This window comes from Alteromonas sp. KC3, from assembly GCF_016756315.1.
Lineage (GTDB): Bacteria > Pseudomonadota > Gammaproteobacteria > Enterobacterales > Alteromonadaceae > Alteromonas.
The window spans coordinates 1,010,509-1,033,354 of the sequence record NZ_AP024235.1; the positions used below are offsets into that span (position 1 = coordinate 1,010,509).

The 22,846-nt window shown below is 44.2% G+C and carries 24 protein-coding genes; 11 read left to right on the plus strand and 13 right to left on the minus strand.

What is annotated here, in order from left to right; genetic code table 11:
* Positions 1–4: 4 nt before the first annotated feature.
* From JN178_RS04455 to JN178_RS04470, 4 genes are read right to left on the minus strand one after another with little or no spacing between them, the layout of a single operon-like run.
* Positions 5–1,225 (minus strand): ATP-binding protein, encoded by a 1,221-nt coding sequence (locus tag JN178_RS04455; RefSeq protein WP_202264041.1) that lies wholly within the window; start codon positions 1,223–1,225, stop codon positions 5–7.
* On the minus strand, positions 1,225–1,926 hold the full coding sequence (locus tag JN178_RS04460) for a response regulator (protein ID WP_202264042.1): 702 nt from the start codon (positions 1,924–1,926) through the stop codon (positions 1,225–1,227). Before JN178_RS04460 ends, JN178_RS04455 begins: the two co-directional genes overlap by 1 nt.
* A complete protein-coding gene (locus tag JN178_RS04465) occupies positions 1,926–2,303 on the minus strand; it encodes a DUF3019 domain-containing protein (protein WP_202264043.1) in 378 nt (125 codons plus the stop codon). The genes JN178_RS04460 and JN178_RS04465 overlap by 1 nt, the downstream gene beginning before the upstream one ends.
* Positions 2,304–2,312: 9 nt before the next feature.
* The gene (locus JN178_RS04470) at positions 2,313–3,176 is read right to left on the minus strand and encodes a MipA/OmpV family protein (RefSeq protein ID WP_202264044.1); all 864 of its coding nucleotides are present in this window, start codon (positions 3,174–3,176) and stop codon (positions 2,313–2,315) included.
* Positions 3,177–3,341: 165 nt separating this feature from the next.
* Here JN178_RS04470 and JN178_RS04475 point away from each other — a divergent pair, with 165 nt between their 5' ends.
* A complete protein-coding gene (locus tag JN178_RS04475; RefSeq protein WP_202264045.1) occupies positions 3,342–5,294 on the plus strand; it encodes a beta-propeller domain-containing protein in 1,953 nt (650 codons plus the stop codon).
* A 41-nt stretch (positions 5,295–5,335) separates the two neighbouring features.
* On the opposite strand, the gene JN178_RS04480 is transcribed toward JN178_RS04475, so the two are convergent.
* Both JN178_RS04480 and fliK read right to left on the minus strand, forming a co-directional pair.
* A complete protein-coding gene (locus JN178_RS04480) occupies positions 5,336–5,653 on the minus strand; it encodes an EscU/YscU/HrcU family type III secretion system export apparatus switch protein (protein ID WP_159623737.1) in 318 nt (105 codons plus the stop codon).
* Positions 5,650–8,133, minus strand: coding sequence for a flagellar hook-length control protein FliK (gene fliK, locus JN178_RS04485; protein WP_202264046.1), 2,484 nt, complete (start codon positions 8,131–8,133; stop codon positions 5,650–5,652). Before fliK ends, JN178_RS04480 begins: the two co-directional genes overlap by 4 nt.
* Positions 8,134–8,328: 195 nt before the next feature.
* Here fliK and ccmA point away from each other — a divergent pair, with 195 nt between their 5' ends.
* The 10 genes from ccmA (at position 8,329) to JN178_RS04535 (ending at position 16,516) form a co-directional block, all read left to right on the plus strand.
* Positions 8,329–8,952 (plus strand): cytochrome c biogenesis heme-transporting ATPase CcmA, encoded by a 624-nt coding sequence (gene ccmA / locus JN178_RS04490; RefSeq protein WP_202264047.1) that lies wholly within the window; start codon positions 8,329–8,331, stop codon positions 8,950–8,952.
* A complete protein-coding gene (gene ccmB, locus JN178_RS04495; protein WP_202264048.1) occupies positions 8,952–9,617 on the plus strand; it encodes a heme exporter protein CcmB in 666 nt (221 codons plus the stop codon). Before ccmA ends, ccmB begins: the two co-directional genes overlap by 1 nt.
* Entirely contained in the window at positions 9,617–10,369 is a 753-nt protein-coding gene (locus JN178_RS04500; RefSeq protein ID WP_202264049.1) for a heme ABC transporter permease, read from the plus strand. Before ccmB ends, JN178_RS04500 begins: the two co-directional genes overlap by 1 nt.
* 1 nt (position 10,370) lies before the next feature.
* Positions 10,371–10,586: a heme exporter protein CcmD gene (gene ccmD, locus JN178_RS04505; RefSeq protein ID WP_202264050.1), complete on the plus strand. Its 216-nt coding sequence runs from the start codon at positions 10,371–10,373 to the stop codon at positions 10,584–10,586.
* A gap of 120 nt (positions 10,587–10,706) precedes the next feature.
* The gene (ccmE, locus tag JN178_RS04510; protein WP_202264051.1) at positions 10,707–11,219 is read left to right on the plus strand and encodes a cytochrome c maturation protein CcmE; all 513 of its coding nucleotides are present in this window, start codon (positions 10,707–10,709) and stop codon (positions 11,217–11,219) included.
* Between the two features lie 3 nt (positions 11,220–11,222).
* Positions 11,223–13,292: a heme lyase CcmF/NrfE family subunit gene (locus JN178_RS04515; RefSeq protein ID WP_202264052.1), complete on the plus strand. Its 2,070-nt coding sequence runs from the start codon at positions 11,223–11,225 to the stop codon at positions 13,290–13,292.
* Positions 13,292–13,921, plus strand: coding sequence for a redoxin family protein (locus tag JN178_RS04520; RefSeq protein ID WP_202264053.1), 630 nt, complete (start codon positions 13,292–13,294; stop codon positions 13,919–13,921). The genes JN178_RS04515 and JN178_RS04520 overlap by 1 nt, the downstream gene beginning before the upstream one ends.
* The gene (locus JN178_RS04525) at positions 13,918–14,376 is read left to right on the plus strand and encodes a cytochrome c-type biogenesis protein (protein ID WP_159623719.1); all 459 of its coding nucleotides are present in this window, start codon (positions 13,918–13,920) and stop codon (positions 14,374–14,376) included. Before JN178_RS04520 ends, JN178_RS04525 begins: the two co-directional genes overlap by 4 nt.
* Positions 14,373–15,641 (plus strand): c-type cytochrome biogenesis protein CcmI, encoded by a 1,269-nt coding sequence (gene ccmI, locus JN178_RS04530; protein WP_202264054.1) that lies wholly within the window; start codon positions 14,373–14,375, stop codon positions 15,639–15,641. Before JN178_RS04525 ends, ccmI begins: the two co-directional genes overlap by 4 nt.
* 2 nt (positions 15,642–15,643) lie before the next feature.
* Positions 15,644–16,516: an MlaA family lipoprotein gene (locus tag JN178_RS04535; protein ID WP_202264055.1), complete on the plus strand. Its 873-nt coding sequence runs from the start codon at positions 15,644–15,646 to the stop codon at positions 16,514–16,516.
* 122 nt (positions 16,517–16,638) lie between these two features.
* On the opposite strand, the gene JN178_RS04540 is transcribed toward JN178_RS04535, so the two are convergent.
* The 7 genes from JN178_RS04540 to JN178_RS04570 form a co-directional block, all read right to left on the minus strand.
* On the minus strand, positions 16,639–17,013 hold the full coding sequence (locus JN178_RS04540; RefSeq protein WP_202264056.1) for a hypothetical protein: 375 nt from the start codon (positions 17,011–17,013) through the stop codon (positions 16,639–16,641).
* Between the two features lie 104 nt (positions 17,014–17,117).
* On the minus strand, positions 17,118–18,140 hold the full coding sequence (galE, locus tag JN178_RS04545) for a UDP-glucose 4-epimerase GalE (RefSeq protein WP_202264057.1): 1,023 nt from the start codon (positions 18,138–18,140) through the stop codon (positions 17,118–17,120).
* Positions 18,137–18,439: a DUF6170 family protein gene (locus tag JN178_RS04550; RefSeq protein WP_202264058.1), complete on the minus strand. Its 303-nt coding sequence runs from the start codon at positions 18,437–18,439 to the stop codon at positions 18,137–18,139. The genes galE and JN178_RS04550 overlap by 4 nt, the downstream gene beginning before the upstream one ends.
* A gap of 88 nt (positions 18,440–18,527) precedes the next feature.
* Positions 18,528–20,048: a peptide MFS transporter gene (locus tag JN178_RS04555; RefSeq protein WP_202264059.1), complete on the minus strand. Its 1,521-nt coding sequence runs from the start codon at positions 20,046–20,048 to the stop codon at positions 18,528–18,530.
* 212 nt (positions 20,049–20,260) lie between these two features.
* Complete coding sequence (locus JN178_RS04560; protein ID WP_202264060.1) at positions 20,261–21,379, minus strand: capsule biosynthesis protein; 1,119 nt, start codon at positions 21,377–21,379, stop codon at positions 20,261–20,263.
* A 12-nt stretch (positions 21,380–21,391) separates the two neighbouring features.
* Positions 21,392–22,066, minus strand: coding sequence for an ABC transporter ATP-binding protein (locus JN178_RS04565; protein ID WP_202264061.1), 675 nt, complete (start codon positions 22,064–22,066; stop codon positions 21,392–21,394).
* A complete protein-coding gene (locus tag JN178_RS04570; RefSeq protein WP_202264062.1) occupies positions 22,063–22,842 on the minus strand; it encodes an ABC transporter permease in 780 nt (259 codons plus the stop codon). Before JN178_RS04570 ends, JN178_RS04565 begins: the two co-directional genes overlap by 4 nt.
* Between the last annotated feature and the right edge of the window lie 4 nt (positions 22,843–22,846).

Sequence of the window (22,846 nt, forward strand, 5' to 3'; positions counted from 1 at the left end):
AGTACTATTTTGGATAAGTTAGGATAAAACTTGCACCACCTAAATCGCTAGGAACTACGCTTGCCGTGCCTTTGTGCCAACTTTGGATCCGCTGCACAATCGCCAGACCCAATCCTGCGCCACCCGAGTAGCGAACGCGACTATTGTCGGGTCGATAAAAGGGTTCAAATATGCGCTCTGCTAAGTCTTCAGAGACACCGTCTCCGTCATCACACACTGAAATGCTAATAGTATTTGTATATGTCTGAATTCGTATAGACACCATATTATGTGCATGTCGAATGGCGTTAGTAAGTAAGTTAGACACCGCCCGCTCGACAAAGTGGCCATCGCCACGCATTACAACGTTTTCTCCCTGTACAGCCAATGACTTACTCGTTGTCAAAGCAAGACGTTCAACAAGGTTTTCGCATAACTCTTTGATGGGAATATCAGAGATGCTGAGTTCAGGTGTAATGGCATCGTACTGTGTATAGTCGAGCATCTCTTGAACGAGGCCTTCTAGTTCGTCGATATCGGCAAGGATCCCGTCGAACGCTTCACTATTTGGATGAGGATTCATCTCCAAAGCAAATTTTAGTCTTGCAATCGGTGTTCTAAATTCATGTGCGACGGCACCGGTTAGTTCTCGTTGATCGCGAAGTAAGCCGTGTACGCGATCGCTTAGTAAATTTAGCCGATTAGCAATAGGCTGCATGATAGAACGTTTTTTAAGTGAAATAGAAAAGCGCTCTGTTTCTTGACCTAGATGGCTTACTTCTCGAGTTATATGAGAGAGATCCCGCCATAAAGGCCAAAGCCATACCGCCATTGCTAAGCCAAGCAAAACGAGGAAAACAAACAGATAAACAATGAGATAGGGAGTGGATATTTTTTCGTAGGGCAGTGTAAGCGCAATGAATTCCTCGTTCCCAATTGGTGCATAGATATATTTGGCCTCTTCATCGAATAAAGTAATGACGCGTTTTTCGGAAAATGCATCACGTTCGTTAGACGACCAGCCAATAGAGTCTATCGGCTTTATTTCATAGTCCACACCAATGCTATCGAGTCGTTCAATAAGTGATGTTCTGTCTGAAACAACAAGTGGCAGCACAGACTCTAAAATATGGGTTTCTCTCGTTTTCTCATGATTTTCGTTAGGTAATACGATCTCTAATGTACTACTTATAAGCACAAGTGCGATGGCGACAAAGAGATAAAAGCTTACAAATAGACGGGTCATTACTCGTTCCAAGCATCACTGACAAAAAAGAAACCCTTACCCCATATTGTCTTGATGCGATAGGGATTTTGAGGGTCGTCAGATAGCTTTTTTCTAAGGCGTGATACGCGAACATCAGCGGACCTATCAAGTCCATCGTATTCTCGACCAATGAGTTCTCTATACAGAGTCGTTCGGTCTACGACCTGCGAGGCATTGTCAGCAAGGAGGCAAAGTAAGTCGAATTCGTGACTGGTTAGTGTAACGACGTTACCGGCAAGTGTTACTCGACGCGATGTTTTATCAATAGAAAGCGAACCAAAATTTAAGACATCACTTTTGCTATCTTGTGGAATTGTAGACATTGTTCGTCGAAGCAATGCATTGAGCCGCGCCAAAAGCACGCGGGGTTCTACGGGTTTGACGACATAATCATCTGCACCTAGTTCAAGACCTATCACTTGATCAAAGTCTTCGTTTTTGGCGGTCATAAAGAGTAATGGGCCCGTATAGAATTGTCGTAGTTGGTTGCACAAGGCAAAGCCATCTTCACCGGGTAACATAACGTCAAGTATGACAATGTCTGGCCTTACCGACTTAACCAATTCCACAAGGCCTTCACCGCAGGCCAGTCGCGAAACGCTAAAGCCATTGCGCTGGAGATACTCAACAACTAATGAGGCTAAACGCTCGTCATCTTCAACCAAAACTAACTTTTTCATTAGAATATACTCCACGGATTTCTAACACGCCGTCGATGTGTAGAGGCTTGTCGGTATTTTACTTTAAGTAATACAGAGGGAGTTTTTTTGTTGTCTTCATTAACAAGAGTGAGTGTAGAGTCCGCATCTAACTCTACGTTAAGCTCAGTGGGGAGCTGGTTAGGTAACCAGCACCCTAAAACCTGTTCATTCATGTGCAAGCAGTGCTCGTGTGAACTTAGTTCAGGGTAGGTCAATGTGATAGGCAAAACGCAAATATCACCTTTTTGAGTCGCTATGCATTCATTTGGGAATACGGAAAATGAGGTAGGGTTTTGCTCTGTAGCGAAAACTGGCAACCACATTAGTGAGTAAGTGACAAACAGTGAAATACGCATTACGCCACCCTAAAACCGATAGCCAACGCCGAAAAACATATTGGTAACGAAGCGTTTTGATACCAATGGACTATCAGTCATTCCACTGCCTAACGTGGTGAATTGAATTCTACCAAGCCAATGCCATTGCTGATTTAGTGGTTTGTTAAAAAGCAGACCGCCAGTAAATTGAAAAGTACTATCGGCGCTATACCATAGCGTTTCTTCATTTGTATCTCGTTCGCTGATACCGTAGTAGTAATCTATAAGCGCGCTGCTCTTGTACGTGACCGAGAAGTGGGTAGAGAAAGTCCAATCTCGCCACTTGGTATCGTGCTGATACCGGCCTGTGGCGCTAAATCCATTGTGTACGTTAAGCGCATCATGAATGAAAGTCAGTGACCATCTGTCTTGGTCATTAAACCAATTAGTGCGAACACCTGCGTCCAACGACCACTTGCGGCTAGCAATATCATTAACTGAAATATAGCGCGGCGGCGTTTCCTCTGGTTCATTAGGGTTTGGCGTGTCCACGCCATCAGTCACACTTGTTGTGGGTAATAGAATGTTACTAGGTTGCCAAAAAGCAAAATACGCGCGTTCTGTATTGGCACGAAAGAATACTTCGGTTGTTATATCTTGGTGAGGTTGCCACTGATAGCCAAACTCACCATTGTCGAAATAGGCATGCTCACCATACCACGCAACATCGGGCAAAATGATAAGTGGAATTGCGTCGCCATCAACTAATGGGTTTGTGCGCGCGCCGACACCAAAGGCGACGCCAACAGACCAGTTGTCTTCTTCAATACAGACTAGCGAGTTTTCACAGCCCCATGCAGATGCATGATAAATACTTGTGAATAACAAACAAAGAGCGAAACGCAGCAGCACACAAATTCCCTTTAACAACATTGTGGTGATAAGACTACCAAACTGTAAAGCGTGAAACAGTACTCGATTACAAATTGTCACATTTATATTCAGTTTGGATCTGATTGATATGCAATGCGATTCTATTATGGATTTCAGGGTTTCACTCAAACAAGGATATGGAACATGAAATCGAAACACGGGATAGACGGCATTTCAAAATGCATGGCAGTACTTATTTTCTCTACTTGCGTGATAACCGCGTGTAGCAGTGGAGATGGCGGCGATGAAGAACAAGCGCCACAGCTTACGTTAACCACCTCTACTGATTCACCATTGGGACAAAGTCCACATATATCGGCGAGCCAGTATGTCAAAAATGGTCTGTATTTAGTAAATGTGCAACAACGCGAAAGTTCCAGTGATGGAAGTGGTGATGTAGCCGCAGAAGCCCCTGAGTTTTCAACGACCACAACGCAGATTGATGGCGTAGACGAGGCCGACCGTATTGAATATGACGGCGAGTATTTTTATGTCGCCAATTTACCTACGTGGAACTCACAATCAGGCATAGAAAATCGCGTGAGAATATTGAAACGACAAAATGATTTTTCTCTTGACGTTATTGCTGATATACCGCTTGAGTCTGAGCAAGAAATGGCTGGCATGTATCTTCATGATAAGCGCCTTGGTGTGATTACCCGTAAGTTTGGCTACTATCCATTAGAAGACGCTGTTGCCACCTCAAGCCCATGGCACAGCCCAGACAACGACACTCAGATAGAATTCATTGACGTTACCTTACCTAATGCGCCAACAACACCTCATAAAGTCAAAATTGATGGGCGTCTCATTAGCTCTAGGCGAATAGGGAATGATTTATATCTTGCGATGCAGTATGTGCCTTTTGCTGACAACTTGCCAGCCGTTGATGACACTACAAGCAGCCGCATTAAGTATTACCAACATTTACTCGCATTGGATAATGCGTCGTTAGTGCCACACATTACAATCAATGATCAGTCTTCACCGCTTTATGACTTAGATAGCTGTCTCGTGCCCGAAAATGCGAGCAATAAGAATGGCCACGTGCAAATGCTTAGTGTGGTAAAAATTGATATGTCATCGCCTTCAACATATTCGGCTCTATGTACCATTGTAGAAGCACATGGCTTATTCATGACACATAACAATATGTACTTACATGCAACCCAAGGCAATGATACTGTTTTTCATAAGGTATCATTGGACAACGGCATTGAATATCAAGCTACGGGGAAGGTGCAAGGCATATTTGGCTGGAGTAGTTCTGCTCAACTCAAGATGTCTGAGCGTGATAATTATTTTATGGCACTCACAACACAAGGCCTTTTAGCGGATGACCCTGAACACTATCTACATGTTCTTAAGCAGCAAGGTCGCCAGTTAGTTGAAGTGACCACACTTCCTAATGACAACGAGCCCTCGCCAATAGGAAAGCCCGGAGAAGATGTTTATGCAGTACGCTTCTTTGACGATAAGGCATATGTGGTTACTTTTGAGCAAATCGACCCGCTTTACGTTATTGATCTCTTGGATGTAGAAGCACCATTTATACGCGGAGAACTTACAATTCCTGGCTTTTCAAGCTATTTACATCCAATGGAAAATGGCTTGCTGTTAGGAATAGGGCAACAAGTCATTGGGGCGAATATTCCGAGCGCTGGCGAGCAACCCATGACAACGCCGGTGGAAGATGGGATGAAGGTAAGCTTGTTTGATGTCGTAGACCCTGAAAACCCTATATTACTTAACGAGTACGTGTGGCCTGATACGTATACTGGGGCTGAATACGATTATAGAGCGTTGTCGGTGTTAAAAACGCCAACGGGGTATCGCTTTGCACTGCCATCTGAATCATGGATAAGCGATGAAGGTATATTTTCAATACACTATGCTTTGCAAATGTTAGCGGTTGATAGCGACGAAAGAACATTATCCCTCGTGGGAAGCATCACTCAGCCTCAAGATAATGACAATTATTATGGCAGCTACGAAGATAGAAGTGTGTTGCATAGTGATCATGTGTATTACTTAAGAGGCAACAACATCTATCACTCTTTGTGGCAGCAAGAGTCTGTCATAGACGGTCCTTACTAACGCGTACTAAGCGTTTACGGTATACGCTGCTTCAGTGCAGGTTATACCTCAAAGTCTATACGTTTAATTATTCCCTCCCAGCCGGGAGGGATCTTTCCTTGAAGTACATAGGAATACGCTAGCAACTCAGCTATTACGTAGTACAAGGATTCTGGAATATCTTGTCCAACATCTAAAGTAGCGAGTACTTCACTTAGGTAGGGATCTTCGTGTATGAGGATCCCGGTTTCCTGCGCCATCGCAATAATTGCCTCAGCGAGATCGCCGTAGCCTTTTGCAACTACTTTTGGGGTGTTTTTCTTATCACCCCCTTCGTATTTAAGCCCTATAGCCCGTTTTGCTTTTTGTGTGTCACTCATACGCGCGTCTCAAATATTTGATGAGGACGTGTATTTAACGACTCGGGAATATGGCCTCGCTGAAAGGTAGATTGCTCAACGGTTAAGCCTAGTTCGGTAAGGCGTTTTTTGAGGTAGGGAAGGGTATCTGCAAGTCGCTTAAGTATCACATCGTTAGACGCGTACAAGTCGAGGGTAATGGTGTCATTGTCTATTTTGGATTTTGCCAACACTGCTCCGGTACTTCCGATATCTAACTTCATTGTTACGTTCCATAACTTGCGTTCGCCTTTTTGTTGCCGTGCTTGATTAGGCTTTTCTTGCTCGCGCTGAACAAACAGTTCGGTAGGCGAATGCTGTTGAGATAGCGAGGGAAATACGTAGTAAAGACTATCTTGCCCTTGAATTCTGCTTTCTGCACTGGCTAATTTTGCTTGCTGATGGGAGGCCAATAAGGTTTTCAATTGGGATAACAGTTGATGGCGACTATCTAATTGATTTAGCTCCTGGCTTACTTTACTTGGCTGCGCGGGCACGCCCATATTTGTGAGTGTTTTCGAAATGATTGAGTCGGGGGCGTCAGCAAGTGATTTTAGCGATGGTTGGCGCTGTATTGCGCGACCAGCTAGAGCAAGCTGAACTAAAGCGACCAACCCTTGAACAAAGCTTGATGAGGCTACCGGAGAGGTCAGCGTCAATGGTGTCGCAAGCAGTGCATTGGCGGTAAATACCTGTTGAATTCGTTGTGATAAACCTTGCTCTGCCAACTCCATGGTTGGTTTGGACGACGCTATTTGTTCACCAGAAACGCTGCCCTGTGCAGGTGACTGCAATTTTTGCTCTACGTCAGCCATGACAGACGAGGTTACATTAGTCTTGGTGCTTGTGCCGGTGAGTTGTTGTAGCGCACTTGAAAGTAAACTGTTTGAAGCCGCCTTTGCTTGATTACCCAGTAGTTTTGCAAGTGCTGCAAGGTCATGTTTCGCGGTAGTTTCTGTTTTTTGCTGCTCGGCTTGATGCGCGCTATCTCGTTGCAGGCTGTTGGTCGCCACAGTTGAAGTATTGGTGTTTTGTGGCTCGCCGCTCATATTCAACGCCTGTCGGGTTGAAGGTTTTGCGTTTAGCACATCAAGGGATTTTAATTGCTGTAAGAGCTTTTCTATTGCCAGTTTTTCAGTAGGGCTAGCCGTGGCGTTTGGGGGAGGATTGACCGCACTATTACTTGTACCCTCTACAATAGAAAGTAGTTGAGACAAGGCGTGCTGAGTATTCCCCGTTTGACTGAGCAAGACGCGCGATAAGGTCATAATAGCGCGGTGTACATCACTGTCTTTCAGAGAAGCAGATAAAAGCGCAGTGGATGCGTGTTTATTGATCCCATCTTGTTGCTGGAGAGACTGAGTCTCCAAAGGCGTTTTACCGTCTATAAGCATCGCCTTTGGCAGCAATGCTAGATCGATTTGCGCTACTTGTTTGTTATCTAATACAGGCAGTGCTTGCGCCTGAGTTTGAGAAAGTGCGATAGAAACTAAGGCTCTATGGTGTGCCGATTGAATGGTAATAACCCCATCGCGAGTTTTGCCTGCATTGTCACTTAATCCAATTAATGCTGCACTTTTTAAAACGTTAGGCGTTTGCGTGATTTCACTCGGTAAAAAAGATTTTAAAGAAGCGCTATTAAGACTTTTAGACTCAAGTGCGACTGTACCCTGCTTTAACGCAGCTTCAATAACTTGGGTGTGCGTAGCGCTAGTCATATTACTGAGCCTGAGAGGCGTTGTGCGACTTTGTGCGTCTAATGTATTTGCGCTAGTAGGCGAGAGCGTTGCTTGTATCGTGCTTGCGCCTGAATTTGTGGCATTTGCTAGAGTCATGGTTACGTGGGAACCCAGCCATTTTTGCAGTAGCGCTTTTTGCTCTGCGCTGCTGATGGAAAGCGCTATTGCACCTTGTGTTTGTGCCGAAAGTGTCGCCGAAGATACATTGGAAGATGAATTTGGTAAGCGCTTATTGTTCGTATCAAGGGCAAACTGACCATTAGCTAGGGTAACTAATTTTCCATTGACAGAAGCCGCTGAGTTGCCGCTTTCCAGTGCCTGCATAAGGGCCTTAAACAGTGCACCACGCTCAGCATGAGGTAACTCGATTTGATGCGTGGTGTTCGTAGTGGCGCTTAGAATAGCTGAAACGTTCTTGTCACCAATATTGTTATTGGGGAGCACTGCAAGTTGCGGGTTTTGGTGCGCTTGCTGTGTTACCTCAACGGGTACTTTAATGTTGAGCGACTGTGATGTTGATGACGGTGTCCTTATCGCAAGAATATGCTCTGGCAATCGCGCCACGGTTACCCTCGCAGCATTAGCCAATGCGACAGTTTGAGAGAGCGCTACTTGATTTCCCGTTGCTTGATTGGCTAAGGTTGATTGCCCAGCAGCGTTTACCACAGAGGCCGATTCTTGGCGAACTGCGTTGGCAATAAGTGAAGTAAGGTGTGATGTCATAGAAAGCGTATCGGCAACAAGCAGGCAAACATTATTTAATTCATTTAAGCACAATACACAGCAGCCAGCACACAAACTCGTGCTTTGTCATTGAAGTAAATCATATTTAATTGGAATTCACGACTGCGAAAAAGCCGTCATGTGGTAAACTATCGCGGTTTTTTCAGATTGACGATTTTTTGGGGTTTATAGGCTGTGTTAGAAGCATGCAGTTTAACGTGCATTAAAAGAGATAGAAGCCTGTTTGAAGGGCTTTCGCTGGTAGTTAACACTGGTGAACTCTTATACTTGCGCGGTCCCAACGGCGCTGGAAAAACCAGCTTACTGCGTATTTTAACAGGGTTAAGCGATGCTGACGCTGGACAAGTTAAATACGACGGGAGCAATATCAAGGAGATAAAAGCGGACTACTACGCAGCCCTTTTTTATCTCGGCCACAAAACAGGTAATAACAATAGTCTTTCCGCGCTAGATAACTTGTCATTTTGGCTCTTACAGCATGGTGTTAGTGTTACGCAAGATAAATTGTATGACGCCCTTGCTCGCGTTGGCTTGGTTGGTCTTGAGGATGTTCCGGTTCGATATTTATCCGCAGGGCAACAGCGACGTGTGGCGCTTGCTCGCCTCTGGCTTAAGCCAGCAAAAGTCTGGATTTTAGACGAGCCCTTTACGGCGCTTGATGTAAAAGGCATTGCATTACTTGAACAAACAATGAAGTCTCACGTAGATAAAGGGGGGATTGTGCTGACAACTTCGCATCAACCTTTATCAGATTTGGCGGGTGCGCATCGCGTGTTTGACTTGGAGTATCGATTTTAATGTCATTGTATCACGGGATTTTCAAACGTGATTTACACATCGCGTTTAAGCAAAAAGCTGAATTGGTGCAGCCCCTCATGTTTTTGCTAATGGTGGTAACGCTCTTTCCCCTTGGCGTAAGCCCGTCACCTGATACGTTGCAACGTATCGGTCCAGGCGTTATTTGGATAGCAGCGATATTATCGTCATTGATGGCGATGGAACGCTTGTTCCGAGATGACTTTAATGATGGTTCGTTAGAGCAGTACGTTTTGTCGGGCATGGCACTCCCAGCCATTAGCGCGGTGAAAGTTGCAACACATTGGTTAGTGAGTTTCGTTCCTTTACTCTTATTGTCGCCCTTATTGGCGATGTTTTTGAATTTATCATTTGATATGTACTTGGCGTTGTTGCTTACGTTGTTACTAGGCACACCGTTATTGTCGCTAATTGGTGCCATTGCAGTGGGTCTGACAGTGGGGTTACAGAAAGGGGGCGTACTTTTAGCCCTGTTGCTCATTCCTGTTTTCATTCCGTTACTGATATTTGCCACATCTGCTGTGGATTCTGCCGCACTGCAATTACCTTATCATTCACAACTTGCTATCATCGCCGCTATGCTTTTGCTGGCAGCGGCCTTAGCTCCGTTCGCCATAGCGTATTCGTTAAAAGTGAGTCAAAATTAATGTGGAAGTGGTTACACCCCTACGCTAAAACTGAGCGTGCCTACCAACTTTGTTTAACATTACAACCTTGGTTTTGGGTTGGTGCAGCATTGTGCTTGAGTGTTGGAACCGTTTGGGGTTTGGCATTCGCACCGCAAGATTATCAACAAGGCGATTCTTTTCGCATTATTTATATCCATGTACCCAGCGCTATTTTGTCCATGGGGACCTACGTTGCAATGGCAGTGGCTGCATTAGTTGGTATGGTGTGGCAGTGGCGTACTGCATACATGTCCATGATTGCCATGGCGCCGGTGGGTGCAGTGATGACCTTTATTGCGTTATTTACCGGCGCAGCATGGGGCAAACCTATGTGGGGAGCGTGGTGGGTATGGGATGCTCGGTTAACTTCGGAGCTAATTCTATTGTTTTTGTATATGGGAGTTATTGCGCTATACGGTGCATTTGAAGATAAACAGCAGGCTGGCAAAGCGGCAGGTGTTATGGCACTTGTGGGCGTGGTGAATATCCCCATTATTCATTACTCAGTAGAGTGGTGGAATACGCTTCATCAGGGAGCAACAATCAGTAAATTTGATAACCCGTCAATTGCGCCGGAAATGTTATGGCCATTGCTGATTAACTTATTAGGGTTTGCGTTGTTTATTGGTGCAGTCACAACCGTAAGATTGCGCAATGAAATTGTTTTAAGAGAAATGCATCGCCCCTGGGTGCAACAATTAGCGAAACATGCACTAAAGGCAGGTAAGTAATATGCAGTTTGATTCCGTTGCCGACTTTCTCAATATGGGCGGATATGCTTTTTATGTGTGGCTATCTTTCGGTATTACTTTTGGTGCAATGGCGCTGGTAGTAATTCAAAGCTATATCAAGCAAAAATTGTTGCTCAAAGCAGTGATAACCGAGCAAGCGCGCAAAGCACGCATTAAGAAAGCACGTTTACAGGAAGCGCAGGATGATAAGTCTTAGTGTATTCATTGAGCATACACGTACTGCGTAGCAAACGTGTTCAAGTGGAATAAAGTTCAAGAAGGCACATCACCGAGGTGCCATTTTTTTAGTATTAGAAATTCGAAGTGAGATAGTTGCATGAACCCGAGACGAAAGCAGCGATTAGCCGTAGTTGGAATTATCGGTTTTTTGGTTGTAAGTGCAATTGGATTAATGCTTTATGCGTTAAACGACAGTATTGACCTGTTTTATACGCCAAGTGAAATTATTGAAGGCAAAAACGGGCAGAAGCCACAAATCGGACAGCGTTTACGCATAGGTGGTATGGTCGTACCCGGCAGTGTTAAGCGTGACAGCGAGAGCTTGGCGGTGAGCTTCGACTTAATCGACACGGGCCCTACAGTAACGGTAACTTACACAGGTATTTTGCCCGATTTATTTCGTGAGGGACAAGGCATAGTTGCGACAGGTGTTTTAACCCAAACTGGACACATAAAAGCGCAAGAAGTACTGGCAAAGCATGATGAAGAATATATGCCTCCAGAATTAGCTGAAAAAATGAAAGGCATAAAGCACGTCAAGCCTGACAATATGCCCAAGAGCGCGAATTCTGAAAGCAGTGATGCAAGTCAATCGGCACAAGGATACTAAGGCATGGTTCCCGAGATTGGAAATATTGCACTAACACTCGCATTAGTATTATCTATCCTCCTCGCCGTTTATCCACTGTGGGGGGCACATCGCCAACATGAAGCGCTAATGGCGACGGCAAAACCTTTGGCGATAGGGTTATTCATCTTCACGCTTATTGCCTATGTATGTCTTACCTACGCCTTTGTGACAGATGATTTTAGCGTGGCTTACGTAGCGCAGCATTCTAATAGTCGATTGCCTATTTACTACAAAATAACGGCAGTGTGGGGCGGACACGAAGGTTCTTTCTTGCTGTGGGTTTTGATGCTGTCAGTATGGACAGTGGCGGTCGCTATTTTCAGTAAGGGAATTCCGCTTGCGATGGTCGCACGTGTGCTTGCCGTGCTAGGAATGGTAGGCATCGGCTTTTATCTGTTTATGTTATTAACCTCTAATCCATTTAATAGCATGTTGCCGTTTTTCCCTGTCGATGGAAGGGATTTAAACCCGTTACTTCAAGATTTTGGCATGATAATCCATCCGCCCATGTTGTACATGGGCTACGTTGGTTTTTCTGTTGCTTTTGCTTTTGCTATTTCAGCGCTTATCTCTGGTCAATTAGATTCAACATGGGCCCGTTGGTCACGTCCATGGGTGATTGCTGCTTGGGCGTTTCTTACAGTAGGTATTGCGCTTGGTAGCTGGTGGGCATATTACGAACTCGGCTGGGGAGGCTGGTGGTTCTGGGACCCGGTTGAAAACGCATCCTTTATGCCGTGGTTGGTAGGTACTGCGCTAATGCACTCTCTTGCGGTAACTGAAAAGCGAAAAGCCTTTAAATCGTGGACAGTGTTATTAGCCATAGCGGCATTCAGCCTCAGTTTGTTGGGAACCTTTTTAGTTCGCTCAGGTGTTATTGTTTCCGTTCATTCTTTTGCCAGTGATCCTACGCGGGGACTGTTCATCCTTGGTATTTTAATTGTACTAAGCGGGTTAGGGTTATTGCTTTATGCCCTCCGTGCAGCGTCACTGAAAAGCCCTGGTCGTTATCAAGCATTTTCACGTGAAGTATTGCTAATGGGCAATAATGTGTTTCTTTGTGCAGCGACATTAGTTGTGCTGTTAGGAACGCTTTTACCGTTAATTCACAAGGAGCTGGGGCTAGGAAGTATCTCTGTTGGCGCCCCGTTTTTTAATCAAATGTTTACCCTTTTGATAGTGCCTTTTGTACTGATTCTTGGCCTTGGACCACTAACACGTTGGAAGCAACAAAAGGCCAGTGAGCTTCAAAAACAGTTACTTGTTGCCGGTGGCATTGCAATGAGTGCTGGCGTGCTGGTGAATTTTGCCTACGATGCACCCACCTATATGGGTGTATTGGGGATGGTGCTGGTATTTTGGATCCTCGTCACAACTGTTCAAGAAGTGGTTCAGCGTATTAGTGCCATGCCCGAAAAAGGCGCTGACAAAAATAGCTTGATGACCAAACTTCGCAAATTAACGCCAAGTCACTGGGGAATGGTGTTAGGTCATGTTGGTTTTGCCATTGTCATTATTGGTATCACGTTGGTATCTAATTATGAGTTGGAAAGAGATGTGCGAATGGATGTGGGTGATACGGTAAGTTTGGGTGGCTATGACTTTACCTTTAAAGATGTAAGGAAAGTTCAGGGGCCCAATTATCAAGCTGATGCAGGCATTTTCGATGTATATAAAGATGGAGAGAAAGTGGCTCATCTTATGCCTGAAAAACGCCTATACATCGTGCAGCGAATGCCAATGACGGAAGCGGCTATCCACTCAAATGTGGCCAGGGATTTGTTTATTGCAATGGGTGAGCCATTAGACAACGGGGCTTGGGCGATTCGTATTTACATTAAGCCATTTGTTATATGGCTATGGGCCGGTGCCGTTGTAATGGCTATTGGTGGGATTTTCTCAATTTGTGACAAGCGCTATCGTATGGCGAAGGTTAAGAAAGTGAGCGCAGTGTTGAATAAAATGACTGCAGGTAAGCGCGGTGTCTCGAACAAAAGCAACGTCAGTGTTGATCACGTTGCACAAAACTCTGCGACAAAAGGAGAGGCATAATGAAAAAGACATCGTTAGTGGCCATTCCTTTGGTGCTTTTCATATTGCTGGTAGTTTTCTTGTTTAAAGGGCTCTTTTCGGACCCGCGTGAGTTGGACTCGCAAGTGCAAGACAAAACGCTGCCAGCGTTTTCTCTACCTGATTTAATGAATCCAGAGAAAATGTACACGCCAAGCGATCTTAAAGGCAAGGTGACCATTCTGAACGTGTGGGGTGTATGGTGCGTAACATGCGCTGTGGAAATGCCCTACTTAACACAGCTTAAAAACGAGCAAGGTGTTCATATTGTGGGTTTGTACTTTGACCAAGACTTAGACCCCGATTTTGGTACTAAGACCCTAAGTCGTGTTCAGCAAGAAGTGACAGAGATGCTCAGTCGTTATGGCAACCCTTATGCGTTCAACATTTTTGATGTCTACCGTGATACGTCACTCGATTTAGGGGTTACTGGCGCACCAGAGCACTTTGTTATAGATGTCGAAGGAATTATCCGTATGCATCATATTGGCGATATCAACGAAAGGGTATGGAACAATAAAATAGGTCCTCTATATAACAAGTTGGTGACTCAAGCTGAAATGACTTCAAGCAATACTTACGAGGTAGACACGCAGGGAGAGAGTGAATGATTCGATCCTTTAAGTTTATGCTGCTCATCCTGCTGAGTGTATTAAGCCTGTCATCTGCACAGGCGGTTGAAGAGAGCTTTAGTTTTGACTCAGCCGAACAGCGCGCCAGTTTCTTGCGATTAACCGCCGAGTTGCGCTGCCCTATGTGTCAAAACCAGAACATTGCTGATAGCGATGCAATGATTGCGCATGACATGCGACGTAAGGTTTATAGCCTGCTCAAACAAGGTAAAACTGAGCAGGAGGTTATCGACTTCATGAAAGCGCGCTATGGTGATTTTGTTCATTATCAGCCACCAGTAACTGCAGCAACACTCTGGCTTTGGGCGGGGCCAGTATTGTTTATATTTATTGCACTTGTTGTGATTGTAAGGCGTAAATCTGTAACGCCGCCAGAAGATATGGCGGCTAAGCTCGCGAAAGCCGACGCTATGCTGGAGCAAGAAAAAGAATGAGTTGGTCTGAATTTTATCTCGTAGTTTCCGGACTTATCACGTTAGTGTTGCTGATTATTGCCTTTCCGTGGCTAAAGAGAAAGAACCACGCGAAGCAAGACAGCTTAAGTAACACACAAATCGTCAAACAGCGTTTGGCTGAGTTAGAACGCGAAGTGGATGAAGGACTCATCAGTGAGCACGACAAACGTCAAGCGGTTGATGAGTTAAAACTCGCCCTTGTTGATGAAAGCGCGTTTCAAGCACACAGGAAAGGCAACGCAAAGCTGCCTTTGGTCATAGGCGGTGCGTTGGCATTAGGTGCTGGTATTGTGGTTTATTCACAAGTAAACCAAATGTCTCGTGTAGTACAAGCAAGCGAAGCGATAGCCGCATTGCCAGAGCTCAGTCAGCAATTAACCAGTGGTAATGCGAATGAGCTTACTCAGCAAGATATCGCAAACCTTGCATTAGCAATTAGACAGCGATTGCGTAATGAGCCTGAAGACGATACGGGTTGGATGTATTTTGGCAGGCTTATGCTCAGCATTGGGCAAGAGGTGCAGGCAATTGAGGCAATTGATAAGGCTGTGAGTCTCGACCCGACTAATTCAAGCAGTCGAATTACCCTAGCCCAAGCGTTAATGACAACAGGTGACGTAAACAACCTAGAACGTGCACAACAATTGCTTTTAGGATTGCTCGATGAGAATCCACAAAACGACAATTTAGCATTAATGATGGCTGTGGTATCGGCGCAACTCGGTGATTTGGATAATACGAAGCGTTTCTTCAACCAAGTAAAAGATAAACTACCAAAAGACAGTGACATGTCTAAGCGTTTAACTGCACGCTTGAATGAACTTGAGGGACAGTCTATCGCATTAGGCGCGTTACCTTCTCAAGGCGAGATAGAGCGAGATGCGCAAGACAGCCAGACAGGTTTTACTGTTTCAATAGAATTATCGCAAAGCGCGAAAGAAAAAGCGCCTACATCGGGTCATCTCATTGTATTTGCACAGGACCTTAATTCGGGCAATAGAATGCCCGCTGCGGTAGTTAAGTTACCTATCGGTGAATTCCCTTTGTCTGTTAGGTTAACCGCTGACAATGCTATGATGCCCCAGTATACGCTTTTATCATTATCAGACGTGCGTATAACTGCTAGGCTTTCACTCGATGAAAATGTGGCTGTGGCACAAGGAGAGTGGCAAGGTAGTATAGAGAGCCCTGTCAAGCAAGGCCAGATTACACCAATCAATATCACGATTAATAAGGAATTGTAGTTATGAATTTTTCAAAGTCGCTCGTTGCAGGACTGCTAATTGCCAGCAGTTTTTTGGGTGGGTGTGCGAGTAATAACGCACAAGAGCAGGCTGCAACTAACAATTCTATTACGACCGCGGATACTTCTGATCCTCGCGACCCCTTTGAGTCGGTAAACCGTGAAGTATGGGATTTTAACTGGGAAGTATTAGACGCCTATATCCTTCGACCTGTAACCATCACCTACGTGACTGTTATGCCTCAGTTTGCTCGCACTGGTTTGGTTAACGCTGCCGAAAACTTAAGAGAACCTGCAAACTTCACCAACAATCTATTACAAGGAAAGATTGATGATAGCTTAGATAGCTTGGCACGTTTTCTAATAAATACGACAGTTGGTTTGGTAGGAACAATTGATGTTGCGTCTAAAATTGGACTGGAACGCAAAGAAGAGCAATTCGGTGAAACGCTGGCCGTGTGGGGTGTTGAAACAGGCCCTTATCTTATGTTGCCATTTTTAGGCCCAAGTGACCCAAGAAGTTTCACCGGCGACTATGTAGATGGTTTTGCATTTCCGATGACGCTTATTGACGGCACACTCAATCTTGCGCGTATTGGTATATCGTTATTAGAAACACGCGCGCAGCTAATTGATCAAGAAGCTCAACTAGAGCAAGCTGTAGATGATTATGCCTTTATCAAAAACGCTTATTTTGAGCGTTTAGAATTTAGAGTTACCGACGGAAAAAGTGCTGATAAAGCGTTAGGTGAAGAGCAGCTTGATGACTTTGCCGATTTCGAAGCCATGCTTGAAGGCAATGATTTTGATTCTTACGATCTTCCCGAAGAAGACAAGAAAGAAGATAAAGAAAAAGACGATATAGACAATAAGTAGATGCGCTCTACTTGTTTTCACCGCTGATACACGCTTAAAGTTGATTAACTTCCAGTGTGTAATCGGCGGTGTACGCCCCTGACAACGACAAATCATTTTGTAAGGTTAGAGTGCCAAAACGGTTATCGTGAAATCGGCACCATTTCCTTTACGGTCACGTTAACCGGCTGGTTATCATATAACAAAACGGTTCCGCCCTTTGCTCCTGTAAGTTCTGCGATGGGCGCGTATTGTAGCGCTGTGTTCGTGCTTCCCGTAATCATTACTTCAACGTTGCCGTTTCTTGGCAAGTTAGTCACCAAGACCTCTCCAAGGGTAATATCAATATCCGTTGTGTCACACGCACCAGAAATAACACCAAACTGCGACATTGTGCATGTTAACCCTGATTGAGCAGAGACCGAGCCAAAATGTACCGGTGCAATTTCACTTATGGTAATAGCGCCAAGGCTGGACGAAATTGAAAGCAAAAAGAGAGAGTAAACAAGGTGTTTCACGGGGCAACCAAAATTTTTTTATTTATAGTAGCCAAGAAAAAAAATAGAAGGAATTAGTCAAAAGTCGAGCACTTAGGCAACGAAGTGCTCGACAGGCGGATTGCTTAATCTTTAGGGTAACCCATGGGGTTTTGAGACTGCCAGTTCCATGTGTCGGCGCACATTTCGTCCAGTCCTTTTTGTGCATGCCAGTTAAGCTCTGTTGCGGCTTTTGTAGGGTCTGCATAACAGGCTGCGACATCGCCACTTCTGCGTGGTGCAATCTTGTAAGGCACCGCTTTACCCGAGCCTTTTTCAAAGGCCTTAACCATTTCTAGCACCGAATAGCCTTGACCAGTACCTAAGTTGTACTTGTCCAATCCCATATTGAGGGCTAAACGGTCTAGCGCTTTCAAGTGGCCGTTTGCCAAGTCAACCACGTGAATATAATCACGCACGCCAGTGCCATCAACCGTGTCGTAGTCATCACCGAACACGCTTAACTGTTGGAGTTTTCCTGTAGCAACTTGGGAAATATAAGGCATGAGGTTATTCGGAATACCATTAGGATCTTCGCCAATTTGACCAGAGTGATGAGCGCCTACTGGGTTGAAATAGCGAAGTAGTACAATATTCCACTCGTTATCCGACATATAGAGATCGCTTAGCATATGTTCAACCATTAGCTTGGACATGCCGTAAGGGTTAGTAGGTTGACCAGTAGCCATATCTTCACGAAGTGGAAGTGAAGCAGGGTCGCCATACACAGTAGCTGACGAGCTAAATACAATATTCTTCACATTGTGTTTTTGCATTGCCTTACACAAAGTTAGCGTGCCGTACACATTGTTTTCGTAGTAGGAAAGTGGCTTTTCAACAGACTCTCCGACAGCTTTTAGGCCCGCGAAATGGATGACAGCAAAGATACTGTGCTCACTGAAAATATCGTCTAGTACGGCAGTGTCGCGAATATCACCTTGAACAAAGGTGACAGACTTTCCGGTAAGTGATTCTACGCGGCGCAAAGATTCTGCACTGGCATTTGATAAATTATCTAAAACCACAACGCCATAGTCTTGCTCAAGTAACTGTAATACCGTGTGGCTACCAATATAGCCAGCACCACCAGTAACTAAGATAGTTTTCATGCATTCTCCTTGCTTGATGAAGACGCTATATATTTAGCGCACATTGAATATTGAATGGGTTTGATAAATAGCGGATAACATAAAAATACCACAAAAGCCCACAGTAACGAGGTCCAATTTGCTGCTGTCTGCAAAATAAGTGCAAACACTGGCACTATCACAAGTAACTTCAACACATTGAGCATGGTTTTCTCAGGAACAGATAGACGTTTTGATGCTTTATCTAACAGCTTCATTCGCTCTGTGAGAGGGAGCCCTTTTAGAGCGGGGATGTCACGAGTGGAAAAATAAAACTTCATACATTGCTCTTAAAATAGAAAAACCGCCGAAACTAGACGTTGCGGCGGTCATTGTATGGCAATCTACTTGTTATTTAAACAAGGTAAGTTATGCCTTCTGTTCCACACCTGCTTTTTCCCAGAATCGAGACTTTATGCTAAACAAGCCAATCACGATTGCGATAGCAATGCTAAACAGGGCAATTTGTAAGTATAGGTTTGGCATCTCTTGTACGTTTTCAGGATCGAAGTTTCCTGAAAGTAAACCAGCGATTATGTTACCGATAGAGTAGGTCAGTACGAACACACCCATCATTTGGCCGGCAAAGCGTTTTGGTGACAATTTACTTACTGCGCTTAATGCAACTGGACTTAAGCAAAGTTCACCAACTGTGTGAAGGAAGTATGTAGTAACCAACCACATAGGTGCTACCTTTAATCCTTGTGCCGCATACTGAGATGCCATAAACATTACAAGGAAACCCGACGCCATAATGATGATACCGACTGCACATTTAATCGTATACGACGGATCAATCATGCGCTTGGCTAAATTAATCCAAAGTGCAGCAAAGAAAGGCGAAAGAATAATGATAAATAGTGAATTAGAAAGCTGGAACCACACGGTAGGAATTGCGTCCATTCCGAACCATGAAGTAAGCAAAGAGCCACTTTCTAATACTCGGTCAGTATAATTTTGTGCAAAAAGGTTAAGTGATGAGCCCGCTTGCTCAAAGCCAGACCAGAAGCACGCCGAGGCAACACACACCAAAAATAGCGCCCACATGCGCTTTTTCTCGTTGTCGCTTAGCTCACCTTTGAAATAAATGAATCCAAAGTATAAAAAGAAGATTACCGTAAACGCGATAGCGACTTGCTGAGCAAGTACAACAGGCTCGATAACAATGGTGCCCATATGAGCTAAAATAATAACCACAACAGCGGCTGCTATAACACCAAACACACCCATCCATGCGCGCTGCTTTGCAGCACCTTCATAAGGGTTTGCTGGCGCAACAGACTCAGCTGATAACGAACGATTGCTAAAGTAGTATTGAACTAGACCGATAGCCATGCCCACGGCTGCTGCACCAAAGGCATAGTGCCAGCCCCAGTTTTCCTGAAGGTAGCCAGTTACTAGGTAAGCAATAAGAGAACCAATGTTAATACCCATGTAGTAAAGCGCATAGCCACTGTCACGGCGTCCATCGTCGTCGCCATATTGCTGTCCCACCATTGCTGAGATATTTGGTTTAAGTAAACCAGTACCTGTAGCAACAAGGATAAGGCCAACAAAGAATAAGTTCTGTAAGTCTATCGCCAGCACAACGTGACCAGCAAAAATTATAAGACCACCGTACCAAACGGCTTTTTTACCACCAATTAAGCGGTCTGCCAGCCAACCGCCGGGCAAACCTAGAAAATATACCGCACCGGTATATAGGCCATAGATAGCGCCAGCTGTTGCCACAGTGAAGCCCAACCCTTGGGTTTGTAGGCTTGCTGTCATGAAAAGTACAAGAAGCGCGCGCATGCCGTAATAACTCATGCGTTCCCACATCTCTGTAAAAAATAGCGTTCTAAGGCCCCCTGGATGGCCGAAAAAGCTAGTATCGTTAGATGATTTCATAATTATATTTCTATTCCATATTGCTTATGGTTGTTATTGTAGAGCACTTATTTGCACAGGCTCTTTGATATAGGTCCTTAGGCGGATAGCTTCTTATACTAGAGCTTGCATAAAGACACAAGATTTCGACGATAAACTTCATCAAAGGTTTGTCAACCGACTAAGGATTAATCACTTAGTCGGTTGTTGTTCTTACTAGAAAGATAAAAAAATTACAGTTCGCGGATAGTGGCAACAACAATGCGAACAATGCCATAGATAAGTAGCAGTGCTACGCCAAACAGTACCAAGTTGTAAATAACGGTGGGGTAGGCGTTATCATCGGGTAAGGTGGGTGACTCAACCGTGACAAGGTGCTGAAGTTTTTGGTAGGTTTCTACCCGGGCATTTTCAAGTGTGATTAGCGATGAGGAGTATGCCTGAATAGCCAACTGAAGTTGCACTTGCAGGTTGCTGTACTGTGCCATAAGTTCGGTGACAGAAAGTGCCTCACTTTCATCTTCGGCAGTGCTCAAGCGCTCTTTTTGTTTTTCTACTTCTTTTTGTAGGGCGGCTATTTCGCGTTTAACGTTAATTATCTCAGGCGCAGCGTCAGACATCATAGTAGACATGGTGCTCAATTGCGCTTTTTTCTGTGCCAGTGTGGCTTCTAGTGAAAATGCTATTTGCTGAAATGCAGCGCCTTCGGCTGTCGGGTCTAATACGTTGTATTTTGACTGGAAGGCCAAGATATCAGTTTTAGCCTGCTGAAGTTTCTGTTCAACAATTTCATGTTCACCTTTCGCAAATGCCAACTTCGATTTGGCTAGGTTGTTATTGATGTTGTTGATGAATTGTTCAGCTTTATCTACGATAGCCTGGTTGATTACTTGTGCAAACTCAGCGTTAAATGCTCGGGTTTTTAAGGTGATTACGGAAGATGCAGAGTCAACACTGACGTCGATGTGTGATAAGTAGAATTCATAAAAGCTCTCTCGAGTGTGAGAGGTTGCCAGGCCACTAAAAAAATCAGCTTCATCAGAGATATAGTGCTCTCGAAGACCTACAGTTTCGTCTAAATAGTTAATCATATCTGCAGATTGTATATAAGCCTCAATTAACTGGCTTTCGCTTGCTGAAGCGGCGCCGGGGACACCAGCAGCCATTAATAGCGATGAGGGATCAAAGCTACTGCCACCATCAGTTGATTTTACAATAAGTTGGCTTTGACTTTCATATTGGGGCGCAGCCCAAAGAACTAGATAAAATGCGTATAATGCCCAAGGCAAAACAAGAATAAGCGTTTTGTTTTTCTTGAGAAGAGCATTGAGCTGAGTAAGAGATTTTTCCACTGTTATTTAAACCTATTTTAGTGTTTTCTTATTGTCTGCATCCTGCGTATAAACGTCGATGCCTTCTTCGAGATTGTTATAATATGTAAGCTTTCCATCATCGATAATGACAGCTGAAGTGCAAAACTCGCGAATTTGGTCTAGCTCGTGGCTTACCATGATAACGCCCGCTGTTTCACTTTTTTCCTTAAGTGACAAGCGCGCTTTTTTTCTAAAAAGCGGATCGCCAACAGATGTTGCTTCATCAATAAGATAAATGTCGAAATCAATATTCATACAGCACGCAAAAACAAGTTTCGCACGCATCCCTGAAGAATAATTTTTGACCGGCAAATCGAAGCGTTTATCTAATTCGGCAAAAGCTTGAACTCTTGCTTCATAGTCTGGGAGTGAGGTTACATTATTGATTCGCCCAATAAAGCGAGTGTTCTCTCGCCCCGTCATTTGAGGGTGAATCCCGGTCTGTAAGGCGACTGGCCACGACATGGATTTATTGGTTAACACGCGCCCTCTGTCAGGGTATTCGCTTTTAGCGAGCATCCTAAACAAGGTAGATTTACCTGCACCATTTTTACCTAAAATGGCCACGTTATTCTCAGTTGGAAAATCAAAATTTAGATTTCTGAAAATATACTGTGGCCCCAATTTACTTGGATAACTCTTTGTAAGATTCTCTATTCTAATCATCGAGATAGCACCCTTTTCCAAGTGATGTGGTACATCGACAAGCTCAAGAAGAGTGATATGACAGTGACTTCAAAGAGAAAGCTTAGCGATACACCCTTTTGTCCATAGGATTCAAAACAGGCATAGCGTGCTATTTCAACAAAATGTACAAGAGGGTTCCAGGTTAAATAAGACCAAAATTCCTCTGGCAAGTCTTGAAGGCTAAAAAATATACAAGAAATGAATATTAAAGGTCGACTCATTATCGCTTTTAATTTATCGACCTCTGGAACAAAAGCTGATGCTATGGCGAACATTAATCCTATAGCCATTCCAAATATCCAAAGGCAAAAAAACAAAAAAATAAGAAGCAATGGATTGCTTATATGGAATGAGTCATTGAGTAAATAAAGAGAAATAGCAATAAATAATGTAACTACAGTTTTGATTGATAGCTCTAGAAATCCACTGGAAATTATTGAGCTAATTGGTTGTACCTGCCTGAAAGCATAGAGAGGTTTGTTTCGCCGAATAGCAGTTGACACTGAATTCATTGTTGCTGTAAATGTTTGAAGTCCTACCAAGCCGATCATCATAAAGACTAATAGAGGAACAGTATGTACATCCCCTTCTTTGAGCAAGCTTCTAAAAAAGGATAGTGCGAAAATAAAAACAAATGGTTCGAAAAAAGCCCAAGCTAGACCAAATTTATCATTAAATTTACTTTGTAACTCACGCAGAAAAAGCGCGAATATCACGCTTCTCCATGCGTAGAGTTGTTCTTTAAATGTAATCATAATT

Excerpts from the sequence above, each read along its gene's own strand:
- JN178_RS04525 (WP_159623719.1), top strand. The coding sequence starts at position 13,918 with ATGATTCGATCCTTTAAGTTTATGCTGCTCATCCTGCTGAGTGTATTA.
- JN178_RS04535 (WP_202264055.1), top strand. The coding sequence starts at position 15,644 with ATGAATTTTTCAAAGTCGCTCGTTGCAGGACTGCTAATTGCCAGCAGT.
- galE (WP_202264057.1), bottom strand. The coding sequence starts at position 18,140 with ATGAAAACTATCTTAGTTACTGGTGGTGCTGGCTATATTGGTAGCCAC.
- JN178_RS04555 (WP_202264059.1), bottom strand. The coding sequence starts at position 20,048 with ATGAAATCATCTAACGATACTAGCTTTTTCGGCCATCCAGGGGGCCTT.
- ccmB (WP_202264048.1), top strand. The coding sequence starts at position 8,952 with ATGTCATTGTATCACGGGATTTTCAAACGTGATTTACACATCGCGTTT.
- ccmI (WP_202264054.1), top strand. The coding sequence starts at position 14,373 with ATGAGTTGGTCTGAATTTTATCTCGTAGTTTCCGGACTTATCACGTTA.
- JN178_RS04455 (WP_202264041.1), bottom strand. The coding sequence starts at position 1,225 with ATGACCCGTCTATTTGTAAGCTTTTATCTCTTTGTCGCCATCGCACTT.
- JN178_RS04460 (WP_202264042.1), bottom strand. The coding sequence starts at position 1,926 with ATGAAAAAGTTAGTTTTGGTTGAAGATGACGAGCGTTTAGCCTCATTA.
- JN178_RS04475 (WP_202264045.1), top strand. The coding sequence starts at position 3,342 with ATGAAATCGAAACACGGGATAGACGGCATTTCAAAATGCATGGCAGTA.
- ccmD (WP_202264050.1), top strand. The coding sequence starts at position 10,371 with ATGCAGTTTGATTCCGTTGCCGACTTTCTCAATATGGGCGGATATGCT.
- JN178_RS04515 (WP_202264052.1), top strand. The coding sequence starts at position 11,223 with ATGGTTCCCGAGATTGGAAATATTGCACTAACACTCGCATTAGTATTA.
- JN178_RS04465 (WP_202264043.1), bottom strand. The coding sequence starts at position 2,303 with ATGCGTATTTCACTGTTTGTCACTTACTCACTAATGTGGTTGCCAGTT.
- JN178_RS04550 (WP_202264058.1), bottom strand. The coding sequence starts at position 18,439 with ATGAAGTTTTATTTTTCCACTCGTGACATCCCCGCTCTAAAAGGGCTC.
- ccmE (WP_202264051.1), top strand. The coding sequence starts at position 10,707 with ATGAACCCGAGACGAAAGCAGCGATTAGCCGTAGTTGGAATTATCGGT.
- fliK (WP_202264046.1), bottom strand. The coding sequence starts at position 8,133 with ATGACATCACACCTTACTTCACTTATTGCCAACGCAGTTCGCCAAGAA.
- JN178_RS04565 (WP_202264061.1), bottom strand. The coding sequence starts at position 22,066 with ATGATTAGAATAGAGAATCTTACAAAGAGTTATCCAAGTAAATTGGGG.
- JN178_RS04500 (WP_202264049.1), top strand. The coding sequence starts at position 9,617 with ATGTGGAAGTGGTTACACCCCTACGCTAAAACTGAGCGTGCCTACCAA.
- JN178_RS04570 (WP_202264062.1), bottom strand. The coding sequence starts at position 22,842 with ATGATTACATTTAAAGAACAACTCTACGCATGGAGAAGCGTGATATTC.
- JN178_RS04480 (WP_159623737.1), bottom strand. The coding sequence starts at position 5,653 with ATGAGTGACACACAAAAAGCAAAACGGGCTATAGGGCTTAAATACGAA.
- JN178_RS04520 (WP_202264053.1), top strand. The coding sequence starts at position 13,292 with ATGAAAAAGACATCGTTAGTGGCCATTCCTTTGGTGCTTTTCATATTG.